Origin of the sequence: Vibrio genomosp. F6, from assembly GCF_005146325.1 — a bacterium.
In the GTDB taxonomy this organism is placed as follows: Bacteria; Pseudomonadota; Gammaproteobacteria; order Enterobacterales; family Vibrionaceae; genus Vibrio; species Vibrio cortegadensis.
Genome location: NZ_SYUT01000011.1, coordinates 1 through 524, shown reverse-complemented (window position 1 = coordinate 524; position 524 = coordinate 1). Strand labels below are relative to the sequence as shown.

Genomic DNA, 524 nt, shown 5'->3' with positions numbered 1-524 from the left:
TCCAATTGGAAGCCTTTTTTTTGAATATATTAATTCAATTAAATAGCGAAATCTTCTAAAGATTTACCAGCATCTAATTGATCTTGGATTGCTGAAGGTGTGCGACCTTGACCAGTCCAAGTTTTTTCGTCACCGTTACCATCTACATATTTATATTTAGCAGGGCGTGGTGCACGTTTTTTCTTAGTTGTAGATTTAGTTTCGCCAGAAAGAGCGGCAATTAAATCTTCAACATCAATACCGTCTTTTGCAATCATCTGTGCATATTCAGCTAATTTAGCTTCACGCTCTTCGCGTGCTTCACGCTCTTCAGCTTCAGATTCTTGACGCTCTTGAACCACAATTGTAAGTTTTTCTAGTGCTTCTTCTAATTGCTCAAGTGTTAGTTCACGTGAAAATGCACGAAGACTACGAATATTAAGTAGTGTTTTAGTTAGTTCCAACATGACTTTTCCTGTTCGATTAAATAAGGGGGTTTAAACAATAATAAACATCATCAGCTAATAAGACAATATTAATTATTA

The 524-nt window shown here is 35.5% G+C and carries 1 protein-coding gene; it reads right to left on the bottom strand.

Features of this window, described 5'->3' with window-relative positions; all coding sequences use genetic code 11:
* Positions 1 to 38: 38 nt before the first annotated feature.
* A complete protein-coding gene (locus FCV43_RS02120) occupies positions 39 to 446 on the bottom strand; it encodes an H-NS family nucleoid-associated regulatory protein (protein WP_017052221.1) in 408 nt (135 codons plus the stop codon).
* Positions 447 to 524: the final 78 nt, after the last annotated feature.